Raw genomic sequence first — 24,975 nt, 5'->3', positions numbered from 1 at the left:
CTATGCCAGCAACAGACACATACGATAAGCAAGATGCTGCTTACCGTGAATCAGTATTACCGTCTGATGTGACTGCACGTATTGCAGTTGAAGCGGGTATTGCTGACTTCTGGTACAAGTTCGTTGGCTTAGATGGTCGCATCATCGGTATGACAACATTTGGTGAGTCAGCACCTGCAGGCGAGCTATTCAAGATGTTTGGCTTTACGGTTGAAAACGTTGTTGATACAGCAAAAGAGCTTCTTGCTTAATTGTTGATGATCCCTTGAGTGGTATTTCTCCATTTTAAGGTGATTTATTTCGCAGTGTAAAAAAAAGGCTTCCGATGGGAGCCTTTTTTATTGATAAATGTGAACTAAAACGACTGTTTTTCAGTATTTTCGTCTTTATTATTAGCCTTTATTGTACTTACCTAGTTGATTTTATTGTTTTATCTTCGTGTTGAGTGAGAGCTGTCACAATTATCGTGATTCCAAGCGGAGCTTGTTATACACTAGCGCTGTTGATTACTTTTGTAGCACGGATATGACACTAAAAGTCGCAATTAACGGATTTGGTCGCATCGGACGCAGTGTGCTTCGCGCATTGTATGAGAGCGGCAAACATCACCACATCAAAGTCGTGGCAGTCAATGAATTGGCTGAGCCTGAAGCTATGGCTCACTTATTACAATATGACTCTAGCCATGGACGTTTCTTTAAGCCTGTCTCACATGATCAGGAGCATTTGTTTGTTGCTCATGAAAATGGAGAACGGGATGATATTCGTATCTTGCATCAAAGCGATATAAACCTCCTTCCTTGGCATGATTTAGATGTCGATATAGTGCTTGATTGTACTGGAGTATATGGTTCTCGCGAAGATGGTCTTGCCCATATCAAAGCAGGTGCCAAGAAGGTTTTATTCTCTCACCCTGCCGCGAATGATATCGACAATACCATTATCTATGGTGTTAACCACAAAACACTCACATCAGAACACCGCATTGTTTCTAATGGTTCATGTACGACGAATTGTATAGTACCTGTCATTAAGATTATTGATGACGCTTTTGGCATTGAATCTGGCACCATCACAACCATTCACTCAGCGATGAATGATCAACAAGTAATTGATGGTTATCATTCAGATCTACGCCGAACGCGTGCCGCGAGTCAGTCTATTATTCCTGTTGATACAAAACTGCATCTTGGAATTGGACGTATATTTCCGAAATTTGCTGACAAATTTGAAGCGATTTCGGTCAGAGTTCCTACAATTAACGTCACCGCAATGGATTTAAGTGTCACAGTTAAGACAAATGTGAAAGTTAATGACGTAAATCAAGCATTGTCTGACGTGTCTCGTTGTACATTAGAAAGCATAGTGGATTACACCGAAGCACCTTTGGTCTCTATTGACTTTAATCACGATCCCCATAGCGCGATAGTCGATGGCACACAAACCCGTGTCAGTAATAAGCATTTAATCAAGTTGCTTGTGTGGTGTGATAACGAATGGGGATTCGCGAATCGTATGTTAGATACGGCGTTGGCAATGCATGCTTCTGATGCTGCACAACATAGCGAAGCAAAACCGCAATAAAGAATTATTAGGGCTTAGCACCAAGCGTGCTGGGTTCGTACAAACTTTAATTTTTATTTTTAACACTGTTGAGAGGACGAACAATGTCTGTAATCAAGATGACTGACCTGGAACTTGCTGGTAAGCGCGTATTTATTCGTGCAGATCTAAACGTACCAGTTAAAGAAGGTAAAGTAACTTCTGATGCACGTATCCTTGCATCTCTACCAACGATTAAGCTTTGCTTAGAAGCTGGCGCGAAAGTAATGGTTACTTCTCACCTTGGTCGTCCAACGGAAGGCGAATACAACGAAGAGTTCTCTCTAGCGCCTGTAGTTAACTACTTAAATGACGCACTAGATTGTGACGTTAAACTAGCGAAAGATTACCTAGATGGTCTTGAATTAAACGCTGGTGAGCTAGTTGTTCTTGAAAACGTTCGCTTTAACAAAGGCGAAAAGAAGAACGAAGAAGAGCTTTCTAAGAAATACGCTGCATTATGTGACATCTTCGTGATGGACGCATTCGGTACAGCTCACCGTGCACAAGCATCGACTCACGGTGTTGGCATGAACGCACCTATCGCGTGTGCTGGTCCTCTACTAGCTGCTGAACTTGAAGCACTTGGTAAAGCAATGGACAATCCTGCTCGTCCACTTGTTGCAATCGTTGGTGGTTCTAAAGTATCAACTAAGCTAACGGTTCTAGAGTCGCTATCTAAAATTGCTGACCAACTTGTTGTTGGTGGTGGTATCGCGAACACATTCATCGCAGCTGAAGGCCATAATGTAGGTAAGTCTCTATACGAAGCAGATTTAGTAGAAACGGCTAAAAAATTGATGGTTGAGTGTGCAATTCCTGTTGCGACTGATGTTGCGTGTGCAAAAGCATTTGACGAGAACGCAGAAGCGGTAATTAAGCACGTTTCTGAAGTTCAAGATGACGACATGATCTTCGATCTTGGTCCTGATTCAACAGCCGTTCTTGCTGAAATCATCAAGAATGCAAAAACAATTCTTTGGAATGGCCCTGTTGGCGTATTTGAATTCAAAAACTTTGAAGCGGGTACTGCTGGTATTTCTAAAGCAATCGCCGATTCTGAAGGTTTCTCTGTTGCTGGCGGCGGTGACACATTAGCGGCTATCGACAAGTTCGGTATCAAGGCTGACGTTTCTTACATCTCTACTGGCGGCGGCGCGTTCCTTGAGTTCGTTGAAGGTAAAGTATTACCTGCAGTAGCTATGCTAGAAGAACGTGCAAAAGCATAATTAAATAGGAAGGGAGTGAATGCTCCCTTCTTTTAATGTTTGTGAATCTGATCAACTTTTTATAGAATGCTGACCAGAAGCAAACGTTTGCAAAATTTCGTTTAATATTTAACACCGACTACGTAAGTTAATAGGACTAATTGTTATGTCTAAGATCTTCGATTTTGTAAAACCTGGCGTAATTTCTGGCGATGACGTTCAGAAAGTATTTGCAGTAGCAAAAGAAAACAAATTTGCTCTTCCAGCTGTTAACGTTGTTAACACTGACACTATCAATGGTGTTCTAGAAGCAGCTTCTAAAGTTAAAGCGCCTGTTGTTGTTCAGTTCTCTAACGGCGGTGCTGGTTTCTTCGCTGGTAAAGGCGTTAAACTTGAAGGTCAAGGTGCACAAATCCTTGGTGCTGTAGCGGGTGCAAAATACGTTCACGCTGTAGCGGCATCTTACGGTGTTCCAGTTATTCTTCATACTGACCACGCAGCTAAGAAACTTCTTCCATGGATCGACGGTCTACTAGACGCTGGTGAAGAGTTCTTCGCACAAACTGGTAAGCCTTTATTCTCTTCTCACATGATCGATCTTTCTGAAGAAACACTAGAAGAAAATATCGAAATCTGTGGTCAGTACCTAGAGCGTATGGCTAAGATGGGTATGACTCTAGAAATCGAACTAGGTTGTACTGGTGGCGAAGAAGACGGCGTTGATAACTCTGATATGGACGCTTCTGAGCTTTACACTTCACCTGAAGATGTAGCTTACGCATACGAGAAACTAAACGCTATTAGCCCACGTTTCACTATCGCTGCTTCTTTCGGTAACGTACACGGTGTATACCAAGCGGGTAACGTTGTTCTTACTCCAACTATCCTACGTGATTCTCAAGCATACTGTGCAGAGAAGTTCGGTATTGCGTCTGACGCACTAAACTTCGTATTCCACGGTGGTTCTGGTTCTTCTGAAGCAGAAATCCAAGAGTCTATCGGTTACGGTGTTATCAAAATGAACATCGATACTGATACACAGTGGGCATCATGGGATGGCGTTCGTGCATACGAAGCTGAAAACCGTGATTTCCTACAAGGTCAAATCGGTAACCCAACTGGCGAATCTGCGCCAAACAAGAAATACTATGATCCACGCGTTTGGTTACGCGCTGGTCAAGCGTCAATGGTTACGCGTCTAGAGAAAGCATTCTCTGACCTTAACGCAATCGACGTACTGTAATTTATTACAGAATAATCCACGCTTAGGCGTTGGACATTGAGATTATTAAAGCCCGCATTTAGCGGGCTTTTTTTGTTCTGTAACAAGGTATTAGATCTTTAGATATTCTTTATTCGGTTTTATTTATGATTATTTATTTTTGTTAGGTATTTTTTTATTACCCTAATAGCAATAAATTGCTTAATAATTCTGACTTTAGTTAATCTTTGGCAGTAAATTATAAAAACGCTGTTATATTAATAGGTAAGTTTAACCCTAGATTATGCCTCTTCTACGCATCTTGTATGATAATACATTGCGTAAAAATAATAGTTGGTGGTTACGGGACTAATAATTAGAGATACTTATAATGACAGAGAGCGTTACTGATAAAGTTGTTGATACAATTACAGATAATGAATTAACAGCGACAGTGTTAAGTGCTGGTAATTGGGTGGCAGATAACCAAGAATTATTACTGCAATATGCCGTGAATCTTGTTTCGGCAGTATTGATTTTATTTATTGGTAATATCATTGTAAAAACCATTGCCAATGGCGTTGCGAAAGTGCTGCGTAAAAAAGACATGGATGAAGCCGTTGTTGAGTTCTTACACTCGTTGGTTCGTTACTTGTTATTCGTCATTGTTCTTATTGCCGCTTTAGGTCGTTTAGGTATTCAAACGGCTTCTGTGGTTGCGGTAATTGGTGCCGCCGGTTTAGCGATTGGTTTAGCGCTGCAAGGCTCGTTATCTAACTTTGCTGCTGGCGTATTGATCGTTGCCTTCCGTCCATTTAAGTCTGGTGACTATGTAGAAATTGGTGGTGTGGCAGGTTCGGTTGAATCAATCCAGATTTTCCAAACTATCTTAACAACACCTGACAATAAAATGGTTGTTGTACCAAACGGTGCCGTTATTAGTAGTGCAATTACTAACTACTCTCGTCATGATACTCGTCGTATTGATTACGTGATTGGTGTTTCTTATAACGCTGATTTGAAGAAAACGAAAGAAGTGTTAACGCGTGTTGTTGAAGCAGATCCCCGTGTATTAAAAGATCCAGCTCCGACTATTGGTGTTGTCGCATTAGCTGATTCATCAGTGAACTTTGTGGTTCGCCCATGGGTTGAAACAGGTGATTACTGGGCGGTATATTTTGATCTTCTTCAAGCAATTAAAGAAGAGCTTGATAAAGAAGACATCGGTATTCCATTCCCACAAATGGATGTACATTTAAATAAGCTGGAGAGCTAATCTAGTTTAGAATAAAGAAAAATGGAGCCGAATGGCTCCATTTTTTATGTCTGTCTTCTCTTCATTGATAATTATTGCTGCACCGGTAAATGAATGATTTGATTGGTTAGCCGTGCTAATAAACTGTCCAGTTGATTGCTGGCAAAGGCAAAGGTCACTTCCGGTTTACCGGGTGTAAACATTAGCTCTGGGTAACTATAAATAACGGGATCAATTAATAAAGTTACATGGTTAGGTAATCCAAATGGACATACCGCACCGGGTTCACAGCCAATCGCGGCAATCATTTCTTCATTGCTACATATTGATACGCGCTTGCCCACTAATGATTTCACCAGTTTACTGTCAAGACGGTTGTCGCGATGGGTCAACAACAAACAATGACCACCGCCTTTTAGTTTCATGAATAAACTTTTTGTGGGGGCGGCGGTGATACCTAGTTCATCACTGATACGCTGATCGGTATCGAAGTCCAGAATCGGTTCGTGTTGCCATGCTTGATAGTGCACACCAGCTTGCGTGAACAAATCGATATTTATTTGATAAATTTGATCTATTTTATTTGGTGAACTAGCTTCTACTAGCTCATTACTTAATGACATAGTTACTCCATAATTCTGTAATCAAGTGCCCTGCGATGAAAAACATCATGGCTGCAACTGCAACATCAATACCTGCTTTTACCTTTGGTTTTGACAGTGTCGGGGCTAATTTTGCAGCACCCACGGATAAGCTATAAAACCATACGAAAGACGCTAATATAGTACCAACTGCAAACGCGATACGATCACTGCCTTCGAACTGCCCGCCAATAGAACCCAGAATAACAACAGTATCTAAATATAAATGTGGGTTTAATACCGTAACGGCTAATGCGCCAAGAATAACGGCACGGCGACCATGGGGAATTGTTTGCGTGTGTTGTTGTTCTGGTTGTGTATTTTGTCGTGCACTTTTTAAAGACATGCAGCCATAAAAGAGTAAAAACAAAATACCGCCAATGGTTACAGTAAAAAGTAATATTTCATTACTTGCTAACAGTGCACCACCGCCAAATATCCCTAAGCTAATAAATAGCACATCACACACACTGCAAATTGTCGCTGTTGTTAAATGATGATTACGCTTAATACCTTGATTTAGTACATAGGCATTCTGTGCGCCGATTGGAATGATCATGCTTGCGCCTAACCCAAAGCCTTGTAATAAAACCCAAATACTCATATTAGGTTGCCTTTAAATTGTATTGTTGAGCAATATTTGATGGTGAAAGTTTACTCTCTCGCTTTATGTTAAGTACAGCTAATAAAACTTATGGATTATTAGAATTTCTAATATAATAGTTTTGATGTGAGTTATGATATTAAAAAAGGAGCGATGGCTATGCGAGGAATCGATTATCGTTGGGTAGCTGCATTGGATGCCGTGATCGCCCAGCGTGGCTTTGAACGAGCAGCAGAGAAGTTATGTATTACCCAATCGGCAGTGTCTCAGCGGATTAAGCAACTTGAGAAGCTGATGGCACAACCTTTGTTAGTCAGAGAGCAACCACCAAGACCGACGGCGGCAGGGCAGAAGCTATTGGGATTATATCGTCGGGTTAGGTTATTAGAACAAGAAGTTTTGCCAGAAATCACGCCAGATGACATTAGCCAACCACTATCGGTCGCATTGGCGACAAATGCCGATAGTTTGGCAACATGGTTATTGCCGGCATTAAGCCCACTATTAAAATCGCGGTTTATCGAGCTGAACTTATTGGTCGAAGATGAAGCTCGCACCTTAGATAAATTGCGTAGTGGGGAGGTTGTAGGGGCGATCAGTATGGAGGCAGGGGTAATACCTGGATGTGTGGCTGATTATCTTGGACGAATGAATTACTTATGTGTCGCAAGCCCAGATTTTCAGCAAAAATATTTTTCGAATGGTGTTACCCAGACTAACTTAATATCAGCCCCAGGGGTTGTGTTTGATCATCATGATGATATGCATGAAGTGTTTGTGCAGCAATATTTTCATTTACCTATCGGTAGCGTGATGAAACACACGGTAAGATCCTCTGAAGCATTTGTGCGGATCGCCACTGAAGGGATCGCATATTGCTTGATCCCTGAAGTGCAGATCCAGAGAGAGCTTGATCGCGGAGATCTCGTTAATGTTACCCCTGAGCTTTCTTTGGTTCGTGACTTGTATTGGCATCATTGGGCATTAGAAAGCGGTGTGTTAACCGAGTTATCGGAACGTTTAATTCAGTATGCTCGACAAGTTTTACCGCAATAGTGGCTTATTAATCGAGAGGTATGGTGGGCTACTTAGCGATTAAAAGTCAGTCTATTAGTTATCTCTATTTTTAAGCGATTGTATTGACACTAATTTACAAATAAAACAATGTACATAAAATAGGATCTGTCGGGATTTTTTTAGCTATCTTGTTGTCGAATACACAAGAACAAATAATTGAAACGTAAATTAATCAATAGGAAATTAGAATGAAGAAGCATTTACTGGCAGTTGTTTTAGGCACGAGTTCATTGATTTCTGCAGGCGCGATGGCTGCTGATGTCAGTTTTCCACACCTTGAAACAACAGGCGTGGGCGAAGTGATTGCTCAACCTGATATGGCTGTGTTTTCTGTTGAAGTAACAGAAACTCGTCCAACCGCCAAAGAAGCTAAACAAGCGGTAGATAAAGCGGTAACAGCATTTAATGATCGCTTAAAGAAAGCGGGTGTAGAGCGTAGTGATATTGAAAGTGCTAACATTCGTCTTAACCCACAATATCATTACCCGAAAGATCAAAAGCCTGAATTAACGGGCTACCGTGCTAGCCGCCATGTAACTGTGACAGTGAAAAAGTTAGAAAGTCTTAATACTTATCTAGACGGTGCATTAGGTGATGGTATTAATGGGATCAATAATATTCAGCTTAAAGTGAGTAATGAAGCTGAATTTGCTGAACAAGCACGCCTTGCGGCAATTAAAGATGCGCAAGCAAAAGCAAAATCCTTAGCTGCGGGCTTTGGTGAAAAAATTGATGGGGTATGGAAAATTAGCTATCAGCCATCAATGGTACGCCCTGTGATGATGCGTGCAATGGCGATGGATTCTGGGGCGAATACTGAAGCATCTTATCAAGATTCTCAGATAACTATTCGAGATCGTGTTGAAGTGGTCTTTAGGCTAGAAGAGTAATATATAATACCAACCAAAATAAGTACCTGTTCATTCTTGCTAGTTAAAATCGATAATAACAGCGTAAGAAATTTTATAATTAGAACCACTAGTTACTGCAATTTCTGCCTTGTTCTTACCGATTTTTCTTGCGCAAATTTATGACCATTTACTTATCCAGATTGGTATAAATAAAAAGGAGAACTCGACGTTCTCCTTTTTAGTGTCTGATTATTCTGAAATTAGAATATCAGCAGATATCGATTTACTCAGAACCTAGTGCAAAATACGTGCACGAATAGTCCCTTCGATCGCTTTTAACTTTTCTAGTGCTTCTTCTGCTCGTTCAATTTCAACATCAATAACCACATAACCAACCTCAGCACCTGTTTGTAGGTATTGAGCTGCAATGTTGATTCCTTCAGATGCAAAAATAGTCGTTATTTGGTTCAAAATACCCGGACGGTTTTCGTGAATGTGTAATAAACGAGAACAATTACGGTGCTCAGGTAATGATACTTCAGGGAAGCCAACAGCAGACAAGGTAGAACCATTATCTGAGTACTTCACAATCTTACCTGCAACTTCAACACCAATATTTTCTTGTGCTTCTTGTGTTGAACCACCAATGTGCGGTGTAAGCAGAACATTATCGAATTGGGCTAGTGGCGAATAAAATGGATCGCTATTGGTTTTTGGCTCGGTCGGGAATACATCAATAGCCGCGCCTGCGAGGTGTTTACTTTCTAGTGCACCACATAAAGCATCAATATCAACAACCGTACCACGGGCAGCGTTAATGAAAATTGAACCTGGCTTCATACGTGCAAATTCTTCTGCGCCCATCATATCTTGTGTATCAGGTGTTTCAGGTACATGTAAGCTTATTACATCACACTTATTCAGTAGCTCAGACATGGTACCAATTTGGGTAGCATTTCCCAGTGATAGCTTGTTTTCAATATCGTAGTAGTACACCCGCATACCGAGGTTTTCAGCCAAAATACCCAACTGAGTACCAATATGACCATAACCCACGATACCTAGACGCTTGCCGCGTGCTTCGAAAGAGTTATCTGCTGATTTCTGCCATTCACCACGGTGTGCTTTGGCATTTTTCTCTGGAATACCACGCACAAGTAGAAGTATTTCACCAAGTACTAACTCAGCAACACTTCGTGTATTGGAGAAGGGGGCATTAAAGACAGGAATACCACGCTTACTGGCAGCAGTAAGGTCAACTTGGTTTGTACCAATACAGAAACAACCAACAGCAGTGAGTTTTTTGGCAGCGTTAAAGACTTCTTCAGTAAGCTGAGTACGGGAACGAATACCAACGAAATGTGCATCTTTGATTGCTTCAAGCAGTTCTTCACCTGCAAGTGAGCCTTTATGGTACTCAATATTGGTATAACCGGCTTGCTGTAAAATCTCTAAACTAGAAGGGTGTAGGCCTTCTAATAAAAGAACTTTAATCTTTTCTTTATCCAGTGAAACTTTAGCCATTGGTTCTCTTCCTTAAAAACATGAGTAAGGGATCAAAGCGTACTGATTAAGTGAAAGGGAGTTGTGGCTTATAGCGGTTGCGGATATCCCTTTCCTGCACACCAGTAGCTTGAGCTTACACTCAAAAAAGTGCTACATACTGTTTATTAAAGTATCAAAAAATAAGCAATAAGGGTAAGAATATTACGAAATAGATAATAAAAAACGGCATATATTATGCCGTTTTGTAAGGAAATAACGTTAGCGCTGAGTTATGCGCAATTATTTCTCGAATTTTCTTACACCTTCAGGTGCACCAACCAATAGAACGTCAGCGCCACGGGCAGCAAATAGCCCCACAGTTACAACGCCAGGTAGGGCATTGATTTTCTTTTCCATGTCTTTTGCATCAGTGATAGCCATGTTGTGCACATCAATGATGATATTGCCGTTATCAGTAACCACACCTTCACGGTATTCAGGATCACCGCCAAGCTTAACAAGTTCACGGCCGATGAAAGAACGTGCCATTGGGATGACTTCAATCGGTAATGGGAACTGACCTAAAACATCAACTTGTTTGGTGTCATCAACAATACAAATGAACTTGTCAGAAATAGCTGCTACGATTTTTTCACGCGTTAAAGCGGCACCGCCACCTTTGATCATGTCGTATTCAGCGTTGATTTCATCAGCGCCATCGACATAGATATCTAACCCAGCGACTTCGTTTGCTTCAAATACAGGAATGCCCAGTTTTTCTAGACGTTCAGTAGAAGCAACAGAACTTGAAACAGCACCTTTAATTTCTTCTTTACGTGTTTCTAGTGCATCGATGAAGTGATTAACAGTTGAGCCTGTACCCACACCCACAATGCTACCTTTAGTCACGTATTCCAGTGCAGCCCAGCCAGCAGCTTTCTTCATTTCATCTTGTGTCATGCCTTTCTCCTAGTAATGGCTAATACCAAACTGAACAGTTATCTGATCCAATCAGAGCGCTGATTATAGCGAAGAGTATATGGCTCGTCAGGAGATTTTTTTGACTGAGATCTTTGTTTTTAAAAACAAAAAGTATAAATCCATGAATAACAAATATTTAGAGCATCAGTTGTGGCACATAAAAAGCCAAACGTTTGCGTTGTGTTGGCTTTTTCCTCTGAGAGGAAAGGGGGGGAATTCTTGTTTGTGGTGATTTTTCCTACAGATTTGGAGGGAACGGTTACCAATTAAAATGACCCGATGGCGTAATGATGTCAGATAAGGGGACATCCCATGCTTCATGAGGCAGACTATTTACCTGTTGGCAATCGTGTGCCAAGCCTATAGGGCGAGGTCCCGTTTTGTGGCTATGCCAAGCAGAAAGTGTACGATCATAATATCCTCCGCCCATGCCAAGTCGTTGGCCTGTTTTATCGAATGCGACCAAAGGGGTAAAAATAATATCAAGTACAGGAACTGGCTTTACAAGGCGGACATCGAGCACGGGCTCTTTAATCTTGTATTTATTCGTCGTCATGCGGGTTTGAGCTGTGTAATGCAAAAACAATAAATGCCCTTGGCTGAAAGGGTGGAGTACCGGTAAGTAGACGGATTTTTGTTGTTGCCATAACCACTGTATTAACGGGAGCGTATCTATTTCGCCGTCGTTAGCTAGATATAAAGCGATGTGTTGTGCTGACGATACGTAAGGCAATTGTTTGAATTGCGACAAAAGCTGTTGGCTTGCAGTGTGCTGCTCATCTTTTGATAATGCACGGCGAGCTTGTCGAATTTGTTGGCGTATCTGCTGCCGGGGTGATGTTGGTTGCTGAACAAGTGAACTCATGGGTCATCCAATGACTGAGGTTGTTCGATGCTAGAGGGTAAATTCAGATAAGAGTGAAGACACTCAGATCGTAGCTCGTAGTAAAAGGCGGTATGCCCCAAGGTGCCGTTGCGCATCTAGGCCCTTGAACCAGATGTTCAAGGTGGTTCAGCAACATTAGCCGCAGGCTTCTCAGTCGAGCTGAGCTTGCACAATAGCTAATAAAAGCTGATCCGGGTTATTTGCTTATCGGCTCGGGGACGTTGACACACTGACGTACACCCTAGGGTCAATTTATTATCAACGCTTTGGTTGATTTTGCAAAGCTTTATCTAAAGTTTCTGTTAATAGGTTGATTCTATTTGAAAAATTAGAAGCATTGCCTTTATGTTCTTTTCGTTCTAAATGCATTTCATTGCACACATTTAACCCAGCAAACATTAAGAGTTGCTCGGGATTTGTCACTTTAGTGCGCTCAGACATATCTTTTAGACGTTGATCAAAATCCGTAGCTGCTTCACGCAATGCATCTTCCTGACCAGCTGGACAGTTAACCTTTAAGGTTCTGCCCAAAACTTCAATTTCAACTGCCTGAGTACTCATAAAATTCTAATCTGCTCCGTGCCAAAATGCTGTAACGTCAACATTTTGCTTGCGATAGGTGGTCAATATAAAAAAAGCCCTTTCAACATGCAAGCTTGTTAATCACGCTTTATGATGAATACTGGCCAACTATTCAGATATTAACCAGTTTGTTGCAAACTAATGCAATAACAAACATGTCGACGGTTTACAGAAAGGGTATTAGCCTGTTTTAAGGCTAAGTGGTAGCATACCATATTATAGATGACGCCAATGAACATAAGGTAAAAAGCCGCATGAACGAAGTGAAGTTACCCAGCTTTGAAGCGATTGAAAGTGAATTAAAAACGCACGGTTTTTCTGTGTCACCATCAGAACTTCATGGTTTGCTGACGGGAATGATTTCTGGCGGTCTAAACGTAGAAGACGATAACTGGTTAGGCCCTGTTGCGGATTATGCCAATGAAGGTAAGCCTTTACTTGATGGCGCTAAAGGCGTTGTACGCACTGTATTTAATGCTGCGACAGTTGAACTGAGCGGTATGGCACACACGGTATTTACCTCTACAGCATCTGAATTAACGAACAGCATTTTCAACTTCACTTTATTGATCCCTGATGAGAATTCTGATCTGGTTGATCGCGCTGAAGCCCTAACAGAATGGGTTAGCAGTTTTATTTCTGGTTTAGGTTTAATGGGGTTAGATAAAACGCAGTTCTCAGCTGAAGTGAATGAAGTACTGGCAGAGTTACAAGAAATTGCTTTGTTAGGCATTGATGAAGATGAAGAGTTAGCTGAGCAAGCCGAATTTTTCGAGCAAGTACTTGAACATGTACCTATGTGTGTTTTGACCTGTTTAGTTGAGTTAGGTGAACGCCCAAGCTCTGTTGAACTGCCAACGGTTGCTGGTACACCTGAAGATATCGCTCAAAAAGAACAAGATGACAAACCGACAGTACATTAATAGCTAGCTTCATAAATAATTAGGTTCATAAATAGTGAAGATTCATCAATAGCGAAGAGCCATAGCGTGAATTAAGGGAGTGAATGTGAAGCAGTATGATGTAGTGATTGCTGGTGGGGCAATGGCGGGGGCGACACTTGCTATTGCACTGAACAAGCTTAGTAGCGAACGAGACATTAAACGTCAATTACGTGTTGCTGTAGTCGAAGCTGTTACACCGAATATAGACCAACACCCAGGTTATGATGCGCGTAGTATTGCGGTGTCATTCGGCTCGAGCCGTTTACTGAGTAAAATTGGTGTATGGTCTACGCTATCGTCGGTTGCTACGTCTATCGCTCACATTCATGTTTCTGATCGTGGTCATGCTGGTATTGTACGATTAGATGCAGAAGAGCAAGCGATTGATGCGCTTGGCTATGTTATTGAATTAGCGGATGCTGGGGAGTTATTTCACCAGCAGTTAAATGATTTAGATAACATAGCGTTATATTGCCCTGATTCGATTGTTGATATTTCACGTACTCAGCAAAATGTTACGCTTTGTCTGGATTCCGGCGAGCAGATCCAAACGCAATTGTTAGTGACTGCTGACGGTGCACTCTCGAGTTGCTGTGATCTTTTAGGGATTGGGCGGCATGAGCATGACTTTGAACAAGTCGCAATTATTGCCAACATTACCACAGCACAAGCACACCAAGGTCGAGCTTTTGAGCGTTTTACGCCCTATGGCCCAGTGGCGTTATTGCCAATGTCGGAAGGGCGGAGCTCATTGGTGTGGTGCATTAAACCTGAATACCAATCAATGGTGATGAGCTGGGATGACGCTCGCTTTTTAGCAGAATTACAAAGTACGTTTGGTTGGCGTTTGGGTGAACTCGTTAAAACAGGTAAGCGTGCTGCATACCCGTTATTACTTCGCCAGTCTGAAGTGTTAACGTCTCACCGTGTGGCTGTGGTGGGTAATGCCGCACAGACATTACATCCGATTGCAGGGCAAGGCTTTAATTTAGGCTTGCGTGATGTTATGACATTAGCCGAAGAAGTGGTTAATAGTTTTGAGCAAGACGAAGATGTTGGTGATGCGGCGGTGTTGAGCCGTTATCGACAACGTCGACTACCTGATCGTCAAGCAACCGTGTTGATGACGGCAGGATTAGTGAGTGTATTTGCGAATGATAGTTTTCCTCTTGTTGCTGGTCGAAACACGGGGCTTATGGCTATGAATCTTTTTGATACGTTAAAAGCACCGCTGTTAAGGCGTGCAATGGGACAGGTAGAACGATAATCATGATGCAGAGTGTTGATGTTGCCATTATTGGTGGCGGTATGGTGGGTTTAACTCTGGCAGCTGCATTAGCTGAAACGGAATTGCGTGTTGCTGTTATTGAAGGACAATTACCTGATCCTGAATTGGCTTTATTGCCGGATGTACGTGTGTCAGCCTTAAGCCGCGCGAGTGAACGTATTTTACGTAGAGTAGGCGCTTGGCAAGGTATAGAGTCTCGCCGATTCAGCCCGTACAACCGAATGGAAGTATGGGAGCAAGATAGCTTTGCCAAGATTCAATTCGATGCAGAAAGGTTATCACAACCTGATTTAGGCCATATCGTTGAAAACCGCGTTATTCAGCTAGCATTACTCGATCGTATCAAACAGCTTAGTAACGTCACCTTAATGGCCCCAGAGCGATGCCAAAACATTGCTTTTGGTGAAAGCGAAGCATGGTTAACGATGGAGTCGGGTAAGAGCTTAACGGCAAAATTAGTGGTGGGTGCTGATGGCGCTAACTCATGGGTACGTCGTCAATTAGATATCCCATTAACGCATTGGGATTATGGGCACAGTGCCATTGTTGCCAATATTCGCTGTGCTGAAGCTCATGATAAAACAGCTCGCCAGGTTTTTCGTCCACAAGGACCGTTAGCTTTCTTGCCGCTGGCTGAAAGCGATTTGTGTTCTATCGTATGGTCGGTAGCACCAGAAGAAGCAGAACAGCTGTGTGGGTTGTCTGATAGCGAATTTAATAAATCACTGACAGCGGCATTTGATAACCGTTTAGGCTTATGTAAAGTTGAAGGGCAGCGTCAAGCATTTCCATTAAAGATGCGATATGCCCGTGATTTTGTGCGTGAACGTGTTGCATTAGTCGGCGATGCTGCTCATACGATCCATCCCTTAGCGGGTCAGGGCGTTAACCTCGGTTTGTTAGATGCCGCGAGCCTAGCGCAAGAGCTAAAAGCGTTATGGCAGAAAGAACAAGATATTGGTCAGAAGAGCAATCTGCGTCATTATGAGCGTTGGCGTAAAGCAGAAGCTGCGAAGATGATCACTACCATGCAGGGCTTCCGTGATTTATTCGATGGCAGTAATCCGGCTAAAAAACTGGTTCGTGACTTAGGCATGTTATTTGCCGATAAAGCACCGGGTGTGAAAGATGAATTTATGCGCCGTGCTTTAGGGTTATCGGGTGAATTACCGGATCTAGCTAAACGCTAAGTATTACTGTTTTTCGTCATACAGACCTGATGTGATTATAAAAAGGCTACCTTAATAGAGGTGGTCTTTTTTTGTTTTTGATAATTTAAAACATAAAGTGATCACAAAATTGTTTTTTTCTCCTACAGTAAATACAAGAAATCAATGTCGTGTGCGCTAGCGCTAAAACGGTAACCTGTATTTCATGCAAGCTATCTGATTTGGCATTGTTTTATGTGTTTTCATCATCTGCTTCAATCGAACCTAACACGAGTAAAGCAGCCATTTCATAAGGAAGTTACACCATGAGTTATGTTCCCTCTGAATTGAGATTCTCTAACACCCACGAATGGGTACGTTCTGAAGGTGACGGTATCTATACTGTCGGTATTACTGACCATGCACAGGCACTGTTAGGTGATATGGTTTTTATTGATGTTCCAGACGTTGATTCTGATACCGAAGTGGGTGAAGACTGTGCTGTTGCCGAATCGGTGAAAGCAGCATCTGATATTTATGCTCCGCTTACAGGGGTCGTGGTTGCTGTGAATGAAGAACTGAGTGATTCCCCAGAACTGGTAAACAGTGATCCATATGGTGATGGCTGGTTATTTCAAATTAAAGCGGAAGATGACGGCGAATTTGATGATTTGCTTGATCCTGAAGGTTATCAAAGCCTCATCGATGAGACTGAATAATTGAGTCGATAAGAGTCATAATGATTCTGCGCTAAAAAGTAAAAAAGCCCACCAAAGTACCTTATTACTCATAAGTACTCGGTGGGCTTTTTAGAATAAGATAATGAACAGTGTCATTAATAGACTTCTTTTAAGCGTTTAATCTCGAAATTAACCTCGTTCACGGTTTTATAATGTCGCTCTTGGGCTTTTACTGGCACAAGTAACATTCCTTTGTCGAACTGATAGCCTCCTCGGCCATCAATATATATTCTTCCACTAAATAAACGGCTTACATGCTTAGCGATAAGCTTAGGCAGGTAGCGTTTGAACATGCGCATATAAAATTCAACCTTGAATTCGTTTTTCAACGGTGCGTATTATAAAACTATTTGCATTACAAAGATGTGACTCTATCAGCATAATAATAATGTTAAATTAAAGTGAGCAGTCTAATTTTAGTGACTGATATTTACTCTTAGCATAATATGCTGTTTGTTGTTGTCAGATATGCCTTGTTGGATTGAATTTAAATACTCTTTAATCGAGTGTTGAAGTACTGTTTAGTGGTTGTATTGTATGGTTTTATGCGCTTTTCACTGCATATTATTACGTTAGCTTGATTTGTTCTATTTCCTCTGTATGTTTCTTTATTAGTCGATTCAACAGCCCATCCACCATGATTAATAGCATTTTCTTCTGAAACCCAATTTTTAAATAATCGTTGATTATTTTTAGTATTTAGCTGTGTTGGATCAATATATGGTTTCTGGCATACGCCAATAATGGGTGTCGGTATATTTCAAATTAAAGTGAGGGGCTTATGGGTAGACCAAAGATCCAGCGAAAAATTAATTGCCGCCCAGCATATTCATGTTTTAAGCCTAACGGCATTCCAATGACTGAACTGACCTCAATAGTTTTGGCAGATGATGAATTGGAAGCGCTGCGTTTGGTGGATATGAATGGGATGCAGCAATTGGCGGCAGCTCACGAGTTAGGGGTATCTCGCCAGACGTTGGGGAGTATTGTGTCTCGTGCTCGTCAAAAAGTGGCACAGGCTTTAGTGACGGGGCAGGCGCTCGATTTGCAAAGTACGCACTTACCTCACACGCAACGTCAGGCAAAAAAGGTTTTGTCATCATCTATTACTCAGCCTAAAAACGTAGAAATCGTTGAGACTGAAACAGAGGAACACTGATATGTGTATCGCAATAGCAATCACTCTTCGCTCTCAAGTTGCAGGGCACTTTGGTAAAGCAGCTGCCTTTATGGTTTATGACTCGAAAGGACAATTTATAGAGCGCATTGAAAATACAGGCAGTAAAGAGTTAGGTTGTAAGCATAAGAAAGTTATTCAACGTCAACTGAGTGAATTAGGCGTTAAAGAAATTGTGCTAGGCAATGTTGGTCAACGCTCTTTAGGACGCTTACTGAATGCGGGTTTTAGTGTCACAAAAGTGCCTCAGCGTAGCTCTATTGATGCAGTAATGACGGGGAATGTAGAAAAAGAAGCCCTGATAACCGCTGAACAAGGTCGCCCATGCAAGCGAGATAAAGGCGATTGTGGGTGTGGATGTGCTGGCAAGAAGAAACCCGTACCGATAAAAATTGGCACCACTATGAATAGAAAATCAACAATCCAAGGTCTAACTAAGATAGGAGGGTTTACGTTATGACATTTGTATTAACTATGGCTATTTTCTTGTTAGTGATTGCCGCGATGGCTATTGGCTGGGTTGTGAAAAAGAAAACGATCAGTGGAAGCTGTGGTGGTTTAGCAAACGTGGGTGTAGATAAAGAATGTGATTGTGATGAGCCTTGCGACACACATAAGCTTTATCAAATCCAAGAACCGAGTGTTAAATAGTAATTAGCATGTCTGCTTAAGTACATGTTGTTTCTTAAGCACATACAAGCAGAAGAGAGGCACTGTTGATATCGCCTCTCTGGCTGTTAAATTTATTCAATACTGAGTTTGTGCCAAGTTGCCCAATCTATATTGTATTTACCTCACCGCGTCATCTTGCTTCACTTTTTCCTCGCAGGGACGCGACGCGTTCAGTCACGGTTTCACTCACAATCTGGCGTAACCATTCCATTCTTTGATGGGTGCTATTTCGACGTAACCACAGCATGTTGATATGAAAATCAGGAATATCAACAGGGGGTTTGCATTGGGTTAGGTTGTCATTAAAAATATCAATTTTGGCCATTAATCGTGATACCACACACAGTAGGTTACGATCTTTTAAAAGGTGTCTAATCGTCAGAAAATTACTCGATCCTAATGCGATATGACGTTTAAAGCCTTGTTCTTGTAATTGGTTATCAATAGGGCTTGCGAGCTTTCCATCTGGTGATACCAATGCTTGGGGGGTAATGATGTAGCGTGCCAAGCTGACAGGCACTGTTAAGCCAGTAGCCGATTGATCGAATAAGCACACATGATCTTCGGTGTATAAGTATTGGCTTTCAAGTTCTTTGGGCAAATCAGTCATGGAGCCAATCACCACATCGAGGTTGTTATCGTTGAAGCTATTGATGTAGTTATGTCTATCGACATTGCAAAAGCTGAGTTGGCATTTAGGTGCCAGTCGTGAAATGGCGTCAAATAGTGCAGGAGCAAACAGTAATTCAGCGTAGTCGGTTAAGCCGATACGAAACGTGCCTTGATAATGCTGCGAATTAAAGTCATCCGGTCGTAAAACCTGTGTCATTACAAGATTGAGGATATTTTCAATGGTTGATGACAGCTCAATCGCGCGTTGAGTCGCGATCATTTGATGCCCTTGGCGTTCAAACAATGGGTCGTTCAACAATAAACGAAGCCGAGATAAGTTGTGACTCATTGCTGATTGACCTATCGATAATTTGGTCGCTGCTTTTGTCACGCTACGTGTTTCCATTAGCGCTGAAAAAGCAACAAGTAGATTGAGATCGACGCCTCGCCAGTTAATATCTTTGCTTTTATTTTCCATTGTTTATCTCGTATAGCCAGCTTCGTTAGTTGTTATACACTGCTGTTGGAGTAGGGGAAAGGGAAGTGATAAAGGAAAGGGAATTGGGTAACCAAAATGCCGAATTTTGGCTACGCCTTAGTATGTATTTATTCGTTTAATGATTTAATTTAATTCACCTTGTTGGCACTTTGGACATTGTTCACCACCGATCATTTGCACAATACTTTGAGACCAGCAGTGTGGGCAAGCATGGTTGTCTTTTTGAGGATTGAGCGAAAATTGGTTTGCACACTGTTGGCAGTTATGGCGATAGAGCTTTCCACTGAGCGTCAGTACCATTTGATGTAACGCTTTGGCATTATCATCTTCATTTTCCCCTGTCATTACGGCTTCAACAACCTGCTGATTAATACCATATAAAGCAGTCATACTTTGGCTAATAGAGTCAGTGCTAATTCGCTTACCATTTGGGTCAATAACATAAGTTTGAGGTTGTATATTCGTGACATGATAGTCACAGTGATTGCATGAGATCGCGTGGTGGGAATGTAATGACGCTATCTGTGTTTGGGCGTGTGGCATTGTAAAACTCTCTCTCAATAAACAATATTTATTGAAAAGCTATTCTACATTGATGAAAAACTATGCAAAAGCAGTTAACTAAAAATTTTTTAAACACGCCACATCTTTCATGTAACGAGATGTATATTTAAGGCTTATTAAGTCCATAAAATAAAAGCGACTTAATAAGCCGCTTTTATTGGTGATCTTTTATGATGAATATTAATTCTTGATAGTGGTTATATTTTTATTCCAGCATTAGCGACAAATGTCGGCAAACATAGGATCGCAAAGCAGTAAAAGATCATCGGTTTCTAATTCGATACCGGCCATTCGATCACCACTGCTAATATTGACTCTTTCATGCGCTTTGATGGAATGATCAAAGATCAGGGGCAATGGTTGCTTTAATCCAATAGGAGCAACTGTGCCAATGACTAATCCGGTGATCTTTTCGACATCGGCAGCGTTTGCACAGGTCATACGACGGCACCCAAACATAGCGCGTACCTTGGTGGGATCGACTTGTGCAGGCCCAGGAACACATGCTAAAACATGAAAGCCACTCATATCGCGTAGCAAGACCGATTTCACCATTTGTTCTGGTGCAACGCCTCGCTCTTTGGCGGCTTCTTCTATTGTTTTTGCTGGTTTTGAGTGAGGGAGCAGACGGTAATCGACCCCTTCATTATCCAGAAAATGTATAACAGAGGTTTGCATGTTATTCATCGTCTAACGAGTAAGGTAAATCAAGTTGTGTCCAGATCGCTTCCGGTTGTTCAGCTAGGCGGAACTCTGTGCCTTCATCAAGATTGTTAGGCAATACAACCAATGCAATAGCTTGATCATCGGCATACAGGTAGCTCGCTAATAAGGTGCCACCTTTACGCCAGTTATCACCCACGCTACGTTCTAATGCATCACCAGTAAGGGGGCATTGTGTCGCTTCACCAGTAACGATGTACATAGCACGCTTGTTGATACCACGGTACTTAGCACGTGCTACTGTTTCTTGTCCTGTATAACAGCCTTTTTTAAAGCTGATTCCGTCTACTGCTTGTAGATTGACAGCTTGAGGAATGAACTCTAGTGCGGTTACTGCATCTATGCGGGGAATGGCATGCAGTGCATCGTAGAGATCCCACAATGTGCTATCAGATAGCTGCACATTATTGTGTGTTTCTACAAGGGTATTAATGAGTTGTTCAGCTTGCTCTGGTGCAATGGCAAACAACCAACGATCATCGTCAACTTTAATGGCGGTGCCTGCAGTAATGGCACGTACATCACCGTCGCCCGGAAAGTATTGATCAACAACAGCTTGTGCTTGTTTACCAGAAAGGCCCAGTAAAACATCACTGCTTGCTTCGATATCGACTTTTGAAAATACTGCGTACTTTTTCAATTCAGGTAATTGTGTTTCCATCACACTTTTACGCTGTAAAAATCCATAGCCTTCATTGTGATTAAATAAGCGAAAAATGGTGCGCATTTTACCTTTGGCATCACAATGAGCACCTAAGGTCGATGAGTTGATTGGCAGCGATACCACATCACAGGTTACTTGACCTTGTAGGTAAGATTTCTTGTCGTCACCAATTAGAGTGATTAATCCCCAATCATCGAGGTTGATGAGTGCCAATTCAGGCAGTTTATCTTGTGCTGTTAATGCGACTTTTTTGAAATTCAGTGCGTTAAACTCGATGCTCATTGGATATTCCATAGTTAACATTGTAACCACGACTCAAAATACGATACTGCGATTGTTTAATGAACCGCGTTATGTGAGTCATTACAAATAAATGGTAAGTTTAGCCACTATGTTAAATTGCTTATTACCATTTGTCAGCTTTACGAGTTGATTATCGTGTTGCACTTATTGTTAGAATCCAGCCTTGAGTAAAACAGCAGGCTATTATTGATCATATGTCTCATCTTCAGTGTTTGCTTGTTTTTGCGCATGGTAGAGGTAATAAGTGGCTGTTAATATTGGTGGCAAATTTTAGGGTAGTACAATATTGCTTTGCTACCGCTAAGAATATTCAGATTAGATAACGAGGTTGTATATGTTGAGTTCAGATGAAAGAGCACGCCTAAAATGGGCATGTCGACGTGGTATGCTTGAACTGGATGTACTCATCATGCCTTTTTTTGAAGAGTGCTTAGACGACTTACCCGATCAAGAACAACGTGATTTCGTGTCGTTATTGACCAGCGATGATCCAGATTTGTTTACTTGGATGATGGGCCACGGTCGCAGTGAAAACCCTGCTCATGCTGCAATGGTAGACAAAATTGTTGCCCACAATAACAGCAAGCTTCGTTAATCTTCGTCTACACCCTTCGCAAAAAATCCTAGCTGCACTAAGTGCTTTATATCTTGGTGTAGCAATTGCTCTCTTCGTTTCACTTTTGACGTCATGGCTACCGCTTATCATTGTTACATTTCTTTTGGAATGTTTATGGATTGAGTGGCTTGAACGCTACCAACATTATTATCGTCAGCAAGGGAACCTTAGTATTACGGTTTCTGGTGCGGCTAATTGGCAACAGCAGAAGTGGCAAATTAATAAAATAAAAGTCGTTACCCGTTGGTTTATCTTATTTCGAATGCAACATGCACAAGAGGTAAGTTGGGTATGCGTTAGTCATGATGCCTGCAAGGATGAAGAGTACCGAGCATTGGCAATGCTGTGTCACATAGCGAGATTGTAGAGTGATGCAGGATAGCGATTAAAAAAATCCCAACCGACGTTGGGATTTTAAGAAAGACACTTAGATTAAAATAACATTGCTAACAACGTTGGAAGCTTAACAAGGCTGATCCGGCGTTTGAATGGTTGGTCCTGAGTTTTCTTTCAGCTCTGGATAGTCTAAGGTGAAGTGTAAACCTCGGCTTTCTTTTCGCTCTAGCGCACATCGAACAATTAGCTCTGCGACTTGGACTAAATTACGTAGTTCAAGCAGGTTGTTAGACACGCGGAAGTTACCGTAGTATTCATCAATTTCTTGTTTAAGCAGCTGAATTCGACGCATTGCGCGTTCTAAACGTTTGGTTGAACGTACAATTCCGACGTAATCCCACATAAACAGACGTAGTTCATGCCAGTTGTGTTGGATAACTACTTCTTCATCTGAACAGTTAACTTGGCTTTCATCCCAATGGGGAAGAGAGGCAGGCATGCTGACATTATCTAGCTTAGAACTGATGCTTTCAGCGGCTGAAGTAGCATATACGACACACTCTAATAATGAGTTAGAAGCCATACGGTTTGCACCGTGTAAGCCTGTGTAACTGACTTCGCCAATCGCATATAAACCGTCTAAATCTGTTCGACCTTCGGTATCGACCATTACACCACCACAGGTATAGTGTGCGGCCGGCACGATTGGGATTGGCTCTTGGGTGATATCAATGTTGAACGTTAATAGTTTTTCATAAATCGTTGGGAAATGTTTCGTAATAAAATCATCAGATTTATGGCTGATATCCAGAAACATACAATCAGCACCCAAGCGCTTCATCTCGAAGTCGATTGCGCGGGCGACGACATCGCGTGGTGCAAGCTCACCACGTTCATCGAAATCGCTCATGAAACGGCTACCGTCAGGGCGACGTAAATATGCCCCTTCACCACGTAGTGCTTCGGTTAATAAGTAGTTTCTTGCGTCAGGATGAAATAAGCAGGTTGGGTGAAACTGGTTAAATTCAAGATTCGCTACTCGACACCCTGCACGCCATGCCATGGCAATACCATCGCCAGAAGATACATCTGGGTTTGATGTGTACTGGTATACCTTTGAAGCGCCACCTGTTGCGAGTACAACAAATTTGGCATGTACTGTTTCAACCACTTCTTTATTACGGTTCCAGACATAAGCACCTAATACGCGGTTTGGCGTATCGTCGTTCCCTAGCTTCTGGTGAGTAATAAGATCAAGCGCATTATGACGCTCTAATACTTCGATATTGGGGTGGTTATGAACGTTATCTTGTAGTGAGTTTTGCATTGCCATGCCTGTGGCATCGGCGGCATGCAATATACGTCGGTGACTATGACCACCTTCACGCGTTAAATGATAACGAGGGGTTTCATCATCATTATCTTGTTCTTCACGATCAAAGGGTACACCGCCATCAATCAGCCATTGAACCGATTCTTTGGCATTTTCCGCAATGAAGCGCACCACATTATCATCACATAAATGCGCACCTGCAATTTGTGTGTCTTCTATATGTGATTCAATACTGTCTGATTCATCAAAAACAGCGGCAATACCACCTTGTGCGTAGTATGTTGCCCCTTCATTGCGTGTACCTTTACTGACGACAACGACTTTACTTAAAGGCGCTAAACGAAGTGCAAGTGTTAAACCGGCAGCACCGCTACCAATGACTAAAACATCGCAATGATGTTCACGATTCTTGTTCATATCAATATCATATCCCTGTGGCAATCCGCCATATATTACCAAAATCCATCCTGAATGGTCATTGTGACCATCAAATCCTTATTGCTCGTCATCGAGTATGTACATCAGCAAAAGTTAAATAATTACTTTAGCAAAGTGAAGTATCCACATTATTGTTTTATATCGTGTTCGTGTGGTTTACTTATTAAAGTTAAAAGCGAAGACCCCATCAAATAAATGCATTTTTTTGACATTGATTTGTCTCGCTAGCAAGCATAGTTGGTGTAACATATGAAGCACCTATCGTCGTATAATGCGCCATAGTGATAAAAAGATCGCGCACTATTACTAAGAAATTATTTCTTTCGGCTAGGAACTTTGCCGTTTTTCTCGAGTCATACATAGTGCTCACGCTCATAAATGTTTTCATACTACTGTGTTTTAGCTGAGTGTTTACAGACGTTTATTTAGCAATCTTAGTCTGCATAAAACACTTGAACAGGTAAGTGGTTAATACGACATAAATTAGTTATTAACGTAACATTGACCTGTAATAGTACGAATCCGAGTGCAAGACAGATATAGGA

At 41.7% G+C, this 24,975-nt stretch carries 28 protein-coding genes and 1 other RNA gene; 16 read left to right on the top strand and 13 right to left on the bottom strand.

From position 1 onward, the window contains the following. The 5 genes from C9J12_RS20510 to mscS all read left to right on the top strand — a co-directional run. A partial coding sequence (locus tag C9J12_RS20510; protein ID WP_322348885.1) for a transketolase-like TK C-terminal-containing protein occupies positions 1-251 on the top strand: 251 nt, incomplete at its 5' end. Positions 252-525: 274 nt separating this feature from the next. After that, positions 526-1,584, top strand: coding sequence for an erythrose-4-phosphate dehydrogenase (gene epd / locus C9J12_RS20505; protein WP_107244388.1), 1,059 nt, complete (start codon positions 526-528; stop codon positions 1,582-1,584). 83 nt (positions 1,585-1,667) lie between these two features. After that, the gene (locus C9J12_RS20500; protein WP_107244387.1) at positions 1,668-2,831 is read left to right on the top strand and encodes a phosphoglycerate kinase; all 1,164 of its coding nucleotides are present in this window, start codon (positions 1,668-1,670) and stop codon (positions 2,829-2,831) included. 145 nt (positions 2,832-2,976) lie between these two features. After that, positions 2,977-4,053, top strand: coding sequence for a class II fructose-bisphosphate aldolase (fbaA, locus tag C9J12_RS20495; protein ID WP_107244386.1), 1,077 nt, complete (start codon positions 2,977-2,979; stop codon positions 4,051-4,053). A gap of 349 nt (positions 4,054-4,402) precedes the next feature. Then, positions 4,403-5,287: a small-conductance mechanosensitive channel MscS gene (mscS, locus tag C9J12_RS20490; protein WP_170111832.1), complete on the top strand. Its 885-nt coding sequence runs from the start codon at positions 4,403-4,405 to the stop codon at positions 5,285-5,287. 71 nt (positions 5,288-5,358) lie between these two features. Here the strand turns inward: mscS and C9J12_RS20485 are convergent, their stop codons facing one another. Together C9J12_RS20485 and C9J12_RS20480 are read right to left on the bottom strand one after the other, a co-directional pair. Continuing rightward, on the bottom strand, positions 5,359-5,889 hold the full coding sequence (locus C9J12_RS20485) for a YbaK/EbsC family protein (protein ID WP_107244385.1): 531 nt from the start codon (positions 5,887-5,889) through the stop codon (positions 5,359-5,361). Beyond that, positions 5,876-6,511 (bottom strand): LysE/ArgO family amino acid transporter, encoded by a 636-nt coding sequence (locus C9J12_RS20480; protein ID WP_107244384.1) that lies wholly within the window; start codon positions 6,509-6,511, stop codon positions 5,876-5,878. The genes C9J12_RS20485 and C9J12_RS20480 overlap by 14 nt, the downstream gene beginning before the upstream one ends. A gap of 159 nt (positions 6,512-6,670) precedes the next feature. Here C9J12_RS20480 and C9J12_RS20475 point away from each other — a divergent pair, with 159 nt between their 5' ends. After that, positions 6,671-7,567: a LysR family transcriptional regulator ArgP gene (locus tag C9J12_RS20475; RefSeq protein WP_107244383.1), complete on the top strand. Its 897-nt coding sequence runs from the start codon at positions 6,671-6,673 to the stop codon at positions 7,565-7,567. A 209-nt stretch (positions 7,568-7,776) separates the two neighbouring features. After that, positions 7,777-8,478 (top strand): oxidative stress defense protein, encoded by a 702-nt coding sequence (locus tag C9J12_RS20470; protein ID WP_107244382.1) that lies wholly within the window; start codon positions 7,777-7,779, stop codon positions 8,476-8,478. Positions 8,479-8,733: 255 nt separating this feature from the next. Here the strand turns inward: C9J12_RS20470 and serA are convergent, their stop codons facing one another. The 5 genes from serA to zapA form a co-directional block, all read right to left on the bottom strand. After that, a complete protein-coding gene (gene serA, locus C9J12_RS20465; protein WP_107244381.1) occupies positions 8,734-9,963 on the bottom strand; it encodes a phosphoglycerate dehydrogenase in 1,230 nt (409 codons plus the stop codon). A 261-nt stretch (positions 9,964-10,224) separates the two neighbouring features. Further along, complete coding sequence (gene rpiA / locus C9J12_RS20460; protein ID WP_107244380.1) at positions 10,225-10,884, bottom strand: ribose-5-phosphate isomerase RpiA; 660 nt, start codon at positions 10,882-10,884, stop codon at positions 10,225-10,227. A 280-nt stretch (positions 10,885-11,164) separates the two neighbouring features. Then, a complete protein-coding gene (locus tag C9J12_RS20455) occupies positions 11,165-11,770 on the bottom strand; it encodes a 5-formyltetrahydrofolate cyclo-ligase (protein ID WP_107244379.1) in 606 nt (201 codons plus the stop codon). 90 nt (positions 11,771-11,860) lie between these two features. Further along, positions 11,861-12,042, bottom strand: a non-coding RNA gene (gene ssrS, locus C9J12_RS20450) — 6S RNA. A gap of 7 nt (positions 12,043-12,049) precedes the next feature. Next, entirely contained in the window at positions 12,050-12,352 is a 303-nt protein-coding gene (gene zapA, locus C9J12_RS20445; RefSeq protein WP_107244378.1) for a cell division protein ZapA, read from the bottom strand. A 275-nt stretch (positions 12,353-12,627) separates the two neighbouring features. Here zapA and C9J12_RS20440 point away from each other — a divergent pair, with 275 nt between their 5' ends. The 4 genes from C9J12_RS20440 (at position 12,628) to gcvH (ending at position 16,472) form a co-directional block, all read left to right on the top strand. Continuing rightward, positions 12,628-13,296, top strand: coding sequence for a YecA/YgfB family protein (locus C9J12_RS20440; RefSeq protein ID WP_107244377.1), 669 nt, complete (start codon positions 12,628-12,630; stop codon positions 13,294-13,296). A gap of 85 nt (positions 13,297-13,381) precedes the next feature. Further along, positions 13,382-14,584, top strand: a complete 1,203-nt coding sequence (gene ubiH / locus C9J12_RS20435; protein ID WP_107244376.1) for a 2-octaprenyl-6-methoxyphenyl hydroxylase — start codon at positions 13,382-13,384, stop codon at positions 14,582-14,584. A gap of 2 nt (positions 14,585-14,586) precedes the next feature. Further along, positions 14,587-15,795 (top strand): FAD-dependent 2-octaprenylphenol hydroxylase, encoded by a 1,209-nt coding sequence (locus tag C9J12_RS20430; protein WP_170111831.1) that lies wholly within the window; start codon positions 14,587-14,589, stop codon positions 15,793-15,795. A gap of 284 nt (positions 15,796-16,079) precedes the next feature. Continuing rightward, complete coding sequence (gcvH, locus tag C9J12_RS20425) at positions 16,080-16,472, top strand: glycine cleavage system protein GcvH (RefSeq protein ID WP_006232550.1); 393 nt, start codon at positions 16,080-16,082, stop codon at positions 16,470-16,472. Between the two features lie 116 nt (positions 16,473-16,588). On the opposite strand, the gene C9J12_RS20420 is transcribed toward gcvH, so the two are convergent. Further along, the gene (locus tag C9J12_RS20420; RefSeq protein WP_011219685.1) at positions 16,589-16,792 is read right to left on the bottom strand and encodes a DUF1107 domain-containing protein; all 204 of its coding nucleotides are present in this window, start codon (positions 16,790-16,792) and stop codon (positions 16,589-16,591) included. A 482-nt stretch (positions 16,793-17,274) separates the two neighbouring features. Between C9J12_RS20420 and C9J12_RS20415 the strand changes: the two genes are divergently transcribed. Genes C9J12_RS20415 through nqrM form a run of 3 tightly spaced genes read left to right on the top strand, consistent with a single transcriptional unit; the run spans position 17,275 to position 18,321 of the window. After that, positions 17,275-17,652: a DUF134 domain-containing protein gene (locus tag C9J12_RS20415; RefSeq protein WP_107244375.1), complete on the top strand. Its 378-nt coding sequence runs from the start codon at positions 17,275-17,277 to the stop codon at positions 17,650-17,652. A gap of 1 nt (position 17,653) precedes the next feature. Further along, positions 17,654-18,130: a NifB/NifX family molybdenum-iron cluster-binding protein gene (locus C9J12_RS20410; RefSeq protein WP_107244374.1), complete on the top strand. Its 477-nt coding sequence runs from the start codon at positions 17,654-17,656 to the stop codon at positions 18,128-18,130. Then, complete coding sequence (gene nqrM, locus C9J12_RS20405; protein ID WP_107244373.1) at positions 18,127-18,321, top strand: (Na+)-NQR maturation NqrM; 195 nt, start codon at positions 18,127-18,129, stop codon at positions 18,319-18,321. Before C9J12_RS20410 ends, nqrM begins: the two co-directional genes overlap by 4 nt. 151 nt (positions 18,322-18,472) lie before the next feature. Here nqrM and C9J12_RS20400 read toward each other — a convergent pair whose 3' ends face one another. The 4 genes from C9J12_RS20400 to ygfZ form a co-directional block, all read right to left on the bottom strand. Continuing rightward, a complete protein-coding gene (locus tag C9J12_RS20400) occupies positions 18,473-19,432 on the bottom strand; it encodes a LysR substrate-binding domain-containing protein (RefSeq protein ID WP_107244372.1) in 960 nt (319 codons plus the stop codon). A 144-nt stretch (positions 19,433-19,576) separates the two neighbouring features. Further along, on the bottom strand, positions 19,577-19,996 hold the full coding sequence (locus tag C9J12_RS20395; protein ID WP_107244371.1) for a hypothetical protein: 420 nt from the start codon (positions 19,994-19,996) through the stop codon (positions 19,577-19,579). A 237-nt stretch (positions 19,997-20,233) separates the two neighbouring features. Next, positions 20,234-20,695, bottom strand: a complete 462-nt coding sequence (locus C9J12_RS20390; RefSeq protein ID WP_107244370.1) for an aminoacyl-tRNA deacylase — start codon at positions 20,693-20,695, stop codon at positions 20,234-20,236. A gap of 1 nt (position 20,696) precedes the next feature. Then, positions 20,697-21,686 carry a tRNA-modifying protein YgfZ gene (ygfZ, locus tag C9J12_RS20385; RefSeq protein ID WP_107244369.1) on the bottom strand — a complete coding sequence of 330 codons (990 nt, stop codon included), beginning with the start codon at positions 21,684-21,686 and terminating at the stop codon, positions 20,697-20,699. A gap of 355 nt (positions 21,687-22,041) precedes the next feature. Between ygfZ and C9J12_RS20380 the strand changes: the two genes are divergently transcribed. Together C9J12_RS20380 and C9J12_RS20375 are read left to right on the top strand one after the other, a co-directional pair. After that, complete coding sequence (locus C9J12_RS20380) at positions 22,042-22,302, top strand: FAD assembly factor SdhE (RefSeq protein ID WP_107244368.1); 261 nt, start codon at positions 22,042-22,044, stop codon at positions 22,300-22,302. Beyond that, positions 22,271-22,690: a protein YgfX gene (locus C9J12_RS20375; RefSeq protein ID WP_107244367.1), complete on the top strand. Its 420-nt coding sequence runs from the start codon at positions 22,271-22,273 to the stop codon at positions 22,688-22,690. Before C9J12_RS20380 ends, C9J12_RS20375 begins: the two co-directional genes overlap by 32 nt. A gap of 96 nt (positions 22,691-22,786) precedes the next feature. Here C9J12_RS20375 and nadB read toward each other — a convergent pair whose 3' ends face one another. Further along, positions 22,787-24,409, bottom strand: coding sequence for an L-aspartate oxidase (gene nadB / locus C9J12_RS20370; protein WP_107244366.1), 1,623 nt, complete (start codon positions 24,407-24,409; stop codon positions 22,787-22,789). Positions 24,410-24,975: the final 566 nt, after the last annotated feature.

The organism is Photobacterium frigidiphilum (assembly GCF_003025615.1).
GTDB lineage: Bacteria > Pseudomonadota > Gammaproteobacteria > Enterobacterales > Vibrionaceae > Photobacterium > Photobacterium frigidiphilum.
This window is presented reverse-complemented; position numbering and strand designations above follow the sequence as displayed.

Bases quoted from the DNA above. Each gene is read 5' to 3' on its own strand.
- epd (WP_107244388.1), top strand. From the start codon at position 526: ATGACACTAAAAGTCGCAATTAACGGATTTGGTCGCATCGGACGCAGT.
- C9J12_RS20500 (WP_107244387.1), top strand. From the start codon at position 1,668: ATGTCTGTAATCAAGATGACTGACCTGGAACTTGCTGGTAAGCGCGTA.
- fbaA (WP_107244386.1), top strand. From the start codon at position 2,977: ATGTCTAAGATCTTCGATTTTGTAAAACCTGGCGTAATTTCTGGCGAT.
- mscS (WP_170111832.1), top strand. From the start codon at position 4,403: ATGACAGAGAGCGTTACTGATAAAGTTGTTGATACAATTACAGATAAT.
- C9J12_RS20485 (WP_107244385.1), bottom strand. From the start codon at position 5,889: ATGTCATTAAGTAATGAGCTAGTAGAAGCTAGTTCACCAAATAAAATA.
- C9J12_RS20480 (WP_107244384.1), bottom strand. From the start codon at position 6,511: ATGAGTATTTGGGTTTTATTACAAGGCTTTGGGTTAGGCGCAAGCATG.
- C9J12_RS20475 (WP_107244383.1), top strand. From the start codon at position 6,671: ATGCGAGGAATCGATTATCGTTGGGTAGCTGCATTGGATGCCGTGATC.
- C9J12_RS20470 (WP_107244382.1), top strand. From the start codon at position 7,777: ATGAAGAAGCATTTACTGGCAGTTGTTTTAGGCACGAGTTCATTGATT.
- serA (WP_107244381.1), bottom strand. From the start codon at position 9,963: ATGGCTAAAGTTTCACTGGATAAAGAAAAGATTAAAGTTCTTTTATTA.
- rpiA (WP_107244380.1), bottom strand. From the start codon at position 10,884: ATGACACAAGATGAAATGAAGAAAGCTGCTGGCTGGGCTGCACTGGAA.
- C9J12_RS20455 (WP_107244379.1), bottom strand. From the start codon at position 11,770: ATGAGTTCACTTGTTCAGCAACCAACATCACCCCGGCAGCAGATACGC.
- zapA (WP_107244378.1), bottom strand. From the start codon at position 12,352: ATGAGTACTCAGGCAGTTGAAATTGAAGTTTTGGGCAGAACCTTAAAG.
- C9J12_RS20440 (WP_107244377.1), top strand. From the start codon at position 12,628: ATGAACGAAGTGAAGTTACCCAGCTTTGAAGCGATTGAAAGTGAATTA.
- C9J12_RS20430 (WP_170111831.1), top strand. From the start codon at position 14,587: ATGATGCAGAGTGTTGATGTTGCCATTATTGGTGGCGGTATGGTGGGT.
- gcvH (WP_006232550.1), top strand. From the start codon at position 16,080: ATGAGTTATGTTCCCTCTGAATTGAGATTCTCTAACACCCACGAATGG.
- C9J12_RS20420 (WP_011219685.1), bottom strand. From the start codon at position 16,792: ATGCGCATGTTCAAACGCTACCTGCCTAAGCTTATCGCTAAGCATGTA.
- C9J12_RS20415 (WP_107244375.1), top strand. From the start codon at position 17,275: ATGGGTAGACCAAAGATCCAGCGAAAAATTAATTGCCGCCCAGCATAT.
- C9J12_RS20410 (WP_107244374.1), top strand. From the start codon at position 17,654: ATGTGTATCGCAATAGCAATCACTCTTCGCTCTCAAGTTGCAGGGCAC.
- nqrM (WP_107244373.1), top strand. From the start codon at position 18,127: ATGACATTTGTATTAACTATGGCTATTTTCTTGTTAGTGATTGCCGCG.
- C9J12_RS20400 (WP_107244372.1), bottom strand. From the start codon at position 19,432: ATGGAAAATAAAAGCAAAGATATTAACTGGCGAGGCGTCGATCTCAAT.
- C9J12_RS20395 (WP_107244371.1), bottom strand. From the start codon at position 19,996: ATGCCACACGCCCAAACACAGATAGCGTCATTACATTCCCACCACGCG.
- C9J12_RS20390 (WP_107244370.1), bottom strand. From the start codon at position 20,695: ATGCAAACCTCTGTTATACATTTTCTGGATAATGAAGGGGTCGATTAC.
- ygfZ (WP_107244369.1), bottom strand. From the start codon at position 21,686: ATGAGCATCGAGTTTAACGCACTGAATTTCAAAAAAGTCGCATTAACA.
- C9J12_RS20380 (WP_107244368.1), top strand. From the start codon at position 22,042: ATGTTGAGTTCAGATGAAAGAGCACGCCTAAAATGGGCATGTCGACGT.
- nadB (WP_107244366.1), bottom strand. From the start codon at position 24,409: ATGAACAAGAATCGTGAACATCATTGCGATGTTTTAGTCATTGGTAGC.